We start from the raw sequence: 7,000 nt of genomic DNA, 5'->3' as shown, positions 1-7,000 counted from the left end.
AATCCACAGAGATCGGATGTTGCACATCCGATCTACGGTATCGTTCCGGTTTCGTTCGACCTTAGCGTACGATTTCGGACTGCTCTTGTTCCGACCCCATCATCTACAGCGCCAGCTACGAGGCGCTCGCCGATCTCGTCAAATTCCTCATGGAAGACTGCCGCGCCGGTCATCCGACGATCAGGGAGAACGTCGAGCGTGCCGACGACTGCTGCAGCCCGGTGGGCAAGGATGACATCGTTGCATAGTTCGAAGATTCCTGCCGGCATTGTCTCGGTGTTGATTTCCACTGAGAAGTGACCCGGCGGGGACACGGTGGGCGCCGAATCATTGAAACGATGGAAGCCCAACGTGCAAGAGCGCCTGCTGCGAGTAACGCACCTGAGCGCATTTTTATTATCAGGCCTATCCTCACCGGGACAAGATGTTATTTGGATTATCGATGAAAACGATATCGCTGCGAATGTGGGTTTGCTTACAGACCTAACGCGACTTTTTCAGCGTGTTATGGCTTCCTATTTTTCTCATTCCTTAGGCCACATTCGCTGCAGCATAACGGGAATCGCGGATCATGGAAGTCTCGTTCTCGAAGATCTAGCGGCCATCGCGGACCTGACCACAGGGGCCTCAGGCGAACTATGCACAGGATTTGTCAATGAGAAGGTGTTCCCTCGCAAGGGTCTGATTACGCCGTTGCCTAAACAGCTCACATGGAAGACAAACCTTATTGCGTCTTGGATGGCTGCGACCGAATTTAACGTGCGGCGCCGCACGACGATTCTGGAGCTGGGTCAGAGGCCAAAAGATACTCGTATCTCCACTTTAGGGTGGAGAATTTACGAAAGAACTTTCGCTGCGTCGCCGTAGCTTGGTTGATCGCCTAGGCTTCGCTCCCGTGAGGCCATTCGCAAGACACCACCAGCAATCTTCCACGTTTCCGTCTGCCATTCCGACCGTCCATCCTAGTGATATTTTTGGATATATATCGACCATGACCGAAAATCCCAATACATCAACTCCCCGTCACCCCGCGTCTGCTTTCGGTGGCGGAGCAATTATCGGTACACTTGGCGGTCTCATCGGCCTTGGCGGCGCCGAGTTTCGCCTTCCGATCCTGATCGGATTCTTCAATTTTGCAGCCCTTGAGGCGGTCATTCTCAACAAGGCGATGAGCCTCGTAGTTGTCGCGACGGCACTTCCGTTTCGGGCGGGAACCGTGCCCTTCACGGCGATAGCCGACCAATGGCCGATCGTCGTCAATCTTCTGGCAGGAAGCCTCATAGGTGCTTGGTTCGGCGCGGGATGGGCCATCAAACTCCGGTCGGAGACGCTCTACAAGGTTATTGCCGCCATGCTGGTGGTGATCGCGATCGTCTTGATGCTCGGGCACGATGCGACGGCTGGCCAACCGCTGCTGACCGGCGTCGCCCAGATGATTGCCGGGGTCGTTGCGGGCTTTATCATTGGCATCGTTGCCGCGCTGCTGGGCGTGGCGGGAGGAGAGCTACTGATCCCGACACTCTTCTTGCTGTTTGGTGCGGATATCAAGCTCGCCGGTAGTCTCTCTCTCGCTGTAAGCTTGCCGACAATGCTGGTCGGGTTCACCCGCTACAGTCGCGATCAGAGCTTCTCGGTCATCGGCCGCAACAAAACCTTCCTGTTCGTGATGGCGGCCGGGTCGATCGTTGGCACGTTCATCGGCGGCCAGTTGCTTGGCATCGTTCCGAACGCGGTGCTGCTGCCAGCATTAGCCATCATTCTGCTGATCTCAGCCGTGAAGGTGTGGCTGCACTAGCGCCGGAGAATATCCGAGCCGATGATCCAGAATAAGCGGAAATCACGAGCTTTAGGGAAAGGGCTTTGCATAGTCTCGGGCTCGAGATAAGTGCCCGGCCTTCACATCTATACGCTGACGATCAAGGCGCTCGATTTTCATTGAAATCGACAGGGTTTAATAGGTGGTCGTTGTTTCGGAACCCTTCAAAGCGTGCGGGGCGGCGGTGCTTTTTGAAATCGCGCTATCGTAGATCGTTGCGAACTTCGAATATGTTATTCGAAAGGGTAGAAGCGAACTACTTGGCCGTTACTGACGCACGTGGTCTCCGGCTCGAGGAGCGCGAGACCGCCACCTTGGGCCATAGGCAATAAACTTCCAGATGACCCACGGCCAAGCTTTGTAAGAACGGGTAGGCCTATATCGTTCGACCCGATGATCTTAACAGGGATAAACTCAGTGCGACCTTGGCGCTTTTTGAGTTCGAATGCGGTTATAGCTGGCTGCCCGGGAGCACGATACGAACGCATTCCTGCAGAGGCCCGAAGAGCGGGTAAGCCGATCTGATCTAATACCACAGCTGCGGCCATCGGATTTCCGGGCAGGCCGATAAAAAGTGCATTTCCGACCCTGCCGATAGCTGCGGGTTTGCCCGGACGCATCAAGACACTGTTGACGGAAAGCTCGCCGCCGTTCGCGATCAGAGCCTGGCGCATGAAGTCAGCTCCGCCTTGCGACATTCCGCCAGAAGCAATCACGACGTCAAATTGGTTCGACGCATCGGCGAGACATCGGGAAATCATGTCAAGGTTGTCGTCCAGGTGTCCGAGGTCGGTAAAATCGATCCATGGTAGGGCCAACAGTGCTGTGACCATGTAGCGGTTGGAGTCGTATAGCTGACCAACCTGAAGCCGTTCGCCGGGTTGACACAGTTCGGAACCGGTGGAGAAGAAGGCGATACGCAATTTGGGACGCACCGCAATCTCGCGGATACCCAATCCCGCCAATAGTGCAGCGGTGTGCGGCGTAACGGCAGTTCCAGCCGGCACTGCGACCGTTCCTTCTACAATGTCTTCGCCTGCTCTGCGGATATTCAACCCCTGACTAGGAGCGACATAGAACGTAATCTCCCCGCCGGAACGCGTGCAGCTTTCGCGCGTCATGACGGCATCGAAGCCAGCCGGGATAGACGCGCCTGTATAGATTTCGACAGCTACTTCGTCTGAGAACGCTGGCATGCTCTCAGTGGCACCTGCAGCTATCACTCTTTCGATACGTGCACTCCACGGTCCAGACCCGGAAAAGCTTGCAGTTCGAACAGCAAAGCCGTCCATGGCCGAGTGATCAAACCGAGGTAGAGACGAGGGTGCGGCGACATCGTCGGCCAGGACTCGCCCCGCCGCATCCAGCAACGCAACGCGTTCGGATTGGAAAGGAGGCTTCGCGCACTGAATTGCAGCTTCGACAGCATTCTCGAAACTCATTTTGTCCGTACCGTCAAAACAACCGATGTTTTTGCCTTTGAGACCTGCCTCGATGTTCATGTTATCCCCTCGCAAAGGATGACGGTGCCCACCTGATCGGCAGACGGGCACCAAGCTTTCATGGTGTTTGGAATGTCTTGAGATAGGCGATGAGATCGGCAATTTCTTCAGGTTTTTTAAGGCCGGCAAATGCCATCTTGGTGCCTGGGACATAGGCTTTCGGATTGGAAAGATATTCCGTGAGGTGGCTCTCGTCCCAAGCCCATCCTTCTTCAGCTTTTGCCTTGAAGGCTGCGGAGTAGTTGAAGCCCTCGATTGCAGCTACCTTTCTGCCGATAATCGCATTGAGTTCAGGCCCAACCTTGTTTTTCGCCCCTTCGCCGACCGCATGACAGGCCGCACATTTCTTGAATATGATTGTACCATTGTCGACATTGCCTTCCGCGTGGGCGATCGGCGCCATAAATGCGCATAACGACAATGTTGCGAGAAAATACCGCATGTGAAAACTTCCTTATTCCTGACTTACGATTGGGGGAGGGGGGCGACTTCGCCGCCCCCGGAGAGTGTTCAGAGCGAACGGTATTCCTTCGATTTGAAGGTGAGATGGGCAACATTGCGGGGTGCGTTGGCAATCTTGCGAATGTTGCCCCAGGTCTGCTTGTAGTTCGGGATGATGAGTTCATTGGTTCCGGCATTCGTGACGTTGCCCTGCACGCCTGTCGGAAAACCGAACAGCATAAAGGTTTCACCGCGCCGCGCCGTTGGCGTCGGATAGGCCATTGCCTGGGTCGCGCCGGCGTCGTTGTAGATCTCGACGAGATCACCCTCCTTCAGGCCTGCCTCCGTCATGTCCTGCGGGTTCATCTCGATAAACGGATACGGCCATCGATCCATGACGAAGTCGTTTTCCTGGTCGAGATAGGCAGATTGCCAAACGGTGTTGGCGCGACCGTTGTTGATCAGAAACTTGTGGCTGTCCTTCTGCTGCTGCTTGCCTGGCGCCTGAAGCCCACGCCAGGGCGCATCCATGAAGCGTGCCTTTCCATCTTCCGTGGAGAACACGCCATCGGTATAAAGACGCTTGGTGCCCGCGATCTTACCGTCGGAAAAGCCCGTCGCCGGTTCCTGAAAACCGTTTGTGCCCATGGCACTCAGCCTCTCGTAGGTCACAAACTCACCGCCATGAGCGTGCTTGTTGTAACCGTCCATGAAAGCGTCTTCTTCAGTTTTCCAGTCGAAACCCTTGAATTGCCCGGCATAGCTCGCGTCGCCCATGTCGGTCAGAATACGTTCCATATTGTTGGCGAGGCGAGCCGCAATTAGGCAGTCTGGCATCGCTTGGCCTGGCGGGTCCATGAAGCGCTCGGTCAGGCGCATACGGCGCTCGCCGTTCATCGATGTAAGGTTCATCTCACCGGATGTGGCGGCTGGCAGGATGACATGACAAGCCTCGCCGATCTTGGTCGGGATAATGTCGGCGTTGACTGCAAAGAGGCCGCCTTTATCGATAGCGGCCACAATGGCGTTGACCATTGCCTCACGATCGCCATAGGGGGCGGCACTCATGGCGTCTTTCACCAGGTCGGTGCGCTTCTTGTAGACACGCTTGAATTCGTGCGCGTTGAGCGTCGTCTTATAATGGTCGCAGCCCCAGATGTGGTGAACTCCGCCCTGACCGCCGATCAGAAGCTGATCGACATAAGCTGCCGGCCGGCCGACATGAGCGTCCGATGGGCGCACATAACCTTCCTGGTGACCGCCCAAACGAACGACGCCGCCACCCGGTCGGCCAATATTGCCCGTGGCCAGCGCAAGGTTCACCACGGCGCCGTTGGTGCGGTAGTTATCATTGCCCCAGATCAGGCCTTTTTCGTAACCAAACATGACGCGGCGGCGCTTTCCGCCTTCCTTCGGCATGCCGATCCACTCGGCGGCTTTGACGATCTGGGCTTGCTCGAGCCCCGTTATTTTCGCGGCGTCCTCAATGGATATACGACAGCCTTCGACGGCGCCCTCGAAGTTGGATAAATGTCCCGGTTTGGCGTCCGATTCGCCACGCGCGGGATATTGCGGCGGCCTTGCCACGCTTTGGCGCAAGGTCGATTTGTCGATGAATTCGCGATCAACCCAGCCCTTGTCCGCGATGTATGTGAACAGTGCATTGAACAGAGCGAGGTCAGTGCCGGAGTTGATCGCTAAATGCAGGACGTTGTCCTTGCCGGCTACTTCCTCACAGGCGTTGATCGTCACAGTGCGGCGCGGATCAACGATGATGATCCTGGCTGCCTCATGCGGTTCGTTCGGCAGTATCTGCTTTTTCTTGTTTAGGCTTTCGCCGCGCAAGTTCGGGACCCAGTGGTTCAGGAAATAATTGGTTTGGGTCTCAAGCGCGTTGGTACCGATCGCGACGATCGTATCGGCAAGTTCGGCATCTTCGTAGCAGTTGTTCAACTCACCGACGCCCATGTCGCGCGTGCCGTGCACCTCGGAATTGTAGGCAGGGCGGTTGTGGATTCGAATATTCTTGACCTTCATGGCCTCGAAATAAAGCTTGCCGGTGCCCCACGTGTTTTCATAGCCGCCGCCAGCACCTCCGTGATCGAAGGCAGAAACGATCAGTGCGTCCTCACCCTTATCTTTCACGATCTTTGCGGTCACGCGGGCGACAAGATCGAGTGCATCGTCCCAGCTCGTCGGCTGCATCTGGCCGTAGCGCCAGACCAACGGATCTGTCAGACGCTGTTGCTGGGTGTTGCGCGCTTCGGAAAAACTTGTTTCGGCCATTCTGGCGCCGCGTACCGAGCCCAGGCCGGAATTGACCACGCATTCATGATCGGGCTTGATGACAATATGAACGTCGCGGCCATCCTGCTTGACCACGTTGTACATGGATGGCGAATACCAGGCGTCAGTCTCCGCCTGCTGTTGTTCCGACAGATCGACGCCAAACACGTTCTTCTGAGGATCGGTACCGCCCTGCTTGTTGATCGGCCACGTGTAGGCGTGATAGCCGCAGCCAACGATGCAGAAGTGGCAGGTGACATTGTGCTTCTTGGCGTCTGCGGGGATGATCGGCAGACGGTCGATGTGACGTTTGAAAGCCATGATCTTCTTCCCTTACAAGACGTTGGAGAGGCGGCCGTAGATGAGCTCGTCGACGCCCTCGGCGAAAATGTCGCCATTGTTTGCGACACGCAGCACATACTGGGGGAGGTTCTGTGTGGCTTGTCCCCAAACCTGCTGGCCTCCCTTTTCGGGATCGAAGACAGAAAAATGGCCGGGGCAGTTGAAGGTTTTGTTGTCCGCCGAATAGCTCAGCGGAAAACCCTTATGGGGACAGATGGTGGAAAAGCCGACGATGTCACCGTCGGGACCGACGCCGCCTTCCACGCGAGTCCCGAGTTTGATGAGAACGCCCGCGGCATCCTCATCAGGATAGCCCACGTCGAACGGCTCGTTTAGCGTCAGTTCGGAAATGTTGGCCAGACGATTGGCAGGATACTCGACACCGGCCGCAGCGGTAGCGGCTCTGGCCTGCGGTGCGCCGACGCCAGAAACGGCGACACCTGCGCTTGCAGCAGCCAGCGCCCCTCCGCGCAGGAACTGGCGTCGACCGAGATCGACCATGTTTCGACAGCGTGACATGCGCTCCTCCTCCATTTGATGTCGAAGGATGATCAGCAATTGCTGTGCCAGTTCCTAAAATACTGAAATTTAGAGATTTTCTTGTTTGAGGGCC

The 7,000-nt window shown here is 56.3% G+C and carries 6 protein-coding genes and 1 pseudogene; 3 read left to right on the top strand and 4 right to left on the bottom strand.

The window, feature by feature from the left end; all coding sequences use genetic code 11:
* Positions 1-89: 89 nt before the first annotated feature.
* The 3 genes and pseudogenes from ACQZ5Y_RS24785 to ACQZ5Y_RS24775 form a co-directional block, all read left to right on the top strand.
* Positions 90-248: pseudogene (locus ACQZ5Y_RS24785) on the top strand (transcriptional regulator); the annotation flags it as partial.
* Between the two features lie 67 nt (positions 249-315).
* Positions 316-867, top strand: a complete 552-nt coding sequence (locus ACQZ5Y_RS24780) for a hypothetical protein (protein ID WP_236763131.1) — start codon at positions 316-318, stop codon at positions 865-867.
* A 124-nt stretch (positions 868-991) separates the two neighbouring features.
* Positions 992-1,795, top strand: coding sequence for a sulfite exporter TauE/SafE family protein (locus ACQZ5Y_RS24775; protein WP_174060379.1), 804 nt, complete (start codon positions 992-994; stop codon positions 1,793-1,795).
* Between the two features lie 254 nt (positions 1,796-2,049).
* On the opposite strand, the gene ACQZ5Y_RS24770 is transcribed toward ACQZ5Y_RS24775, so the two are convergent.
* The 4 genes from ACQZ5Y_RS24770 to ACQZ5Y_RS24755 form a co-directional block, all read right to left on the bottom strand.
* On the bottom strand, positions 2,050-3,318 hold the full coding sequence (locus tag ACQZ5Y_RS24770) for a molybdopterin molybdotransferase MoeA (protein WP_174060378.1): 1,269 nt from the start codon (positions 3,316-3,318) through the stop codon (positions 2,050-2,052).
* A gap of 58 nt (positions 3,319-3,376) precedes the next feature.
* The gene (locus ACQZ5Y_RS24765; protein ID WP_174060377.1) at positions 3,377-3,760 is read right to left on the bottom strand and encodes a c-type cytochrome; all 384 of its coding nucleotides are present in this window, start codon (positions 3,758-3,760) and stop codon (positions 3,377-3,379) included.
* 68 nt (positions 3,761-3,828) lie between these two features.
* Positions 3,829-6,366 carry an arsenate reductase (azurin) large subunit gene (locus ACQZ5Y_RS24760; RefSeq protein ID WP_174060376.1) on the bottom strand — a complete coding sequence of 846 codons (2,538 nt, stop codon included), beginning with the start codon at positions 6,364-6,366 and terminating at the stop codon, positions 3,829-3,831.
* Positions 6,367-6,378: 12 nt separating this feature from the next.
* A complete protein-coding gene (locus ACQZ5Y_RS24755) occupies positions 6,379-6,906 on the bottom strand; it encodes an arsenate reductase (azurin) small subunit (protein ID WP_174060375.1) in 528 nt (175 codons plus the stop codon).
* Positions 6,907-7,000 lie beyond the last annotated feature (94 nt).

The organism is Agrobacterium sp. A3-95 (genome assembly GCF_053521785.1).
This window is presented reverse-complemented; position numbering and strand designations above follow the sequence as displayed.

Bases quoted from the DNA above. Each gene is read 5' to 3' on its own strand.
- ACQZ5Y_RS24765 (WP_174060377.1), bottom strand. From the start codon at position 3,760: ATGCGGTATTTTCTCGCAACATTGTCGTTATGCGCATTTATGGCGCCG.
- ACQZ5Y_RS24770 (WP_174060378.1), bottom strand. From the start codon at position 3,318: ATGAACATCGAGGCAGGTCTCAAAGGCAAAAACATCGGTTGTTTTGAC.
- ACQZ5Y_RS24775 (WP_174060379.1), top strand. From the start codon at position 992: ATGACCGAAAATCCCAATACATCAACTCCCCGTCACCCCGCGTCTGCT.
- ACQZ5Y_RS24755 (WP_174060375.1), bottom strand. From the start codon at position 6,906: ATGTCACGCTGTCGAAACATGGTCGATCTCGGTCGACGCCAGTTCCTG.
- ACQZ5Y_RS24760 (WP_174060376.1), bottom strand. From the start codon at position 6,366: ATGGCTTTCAAACGTCACATCGACCGTCTGCCGATCATCCCCGCAGAC.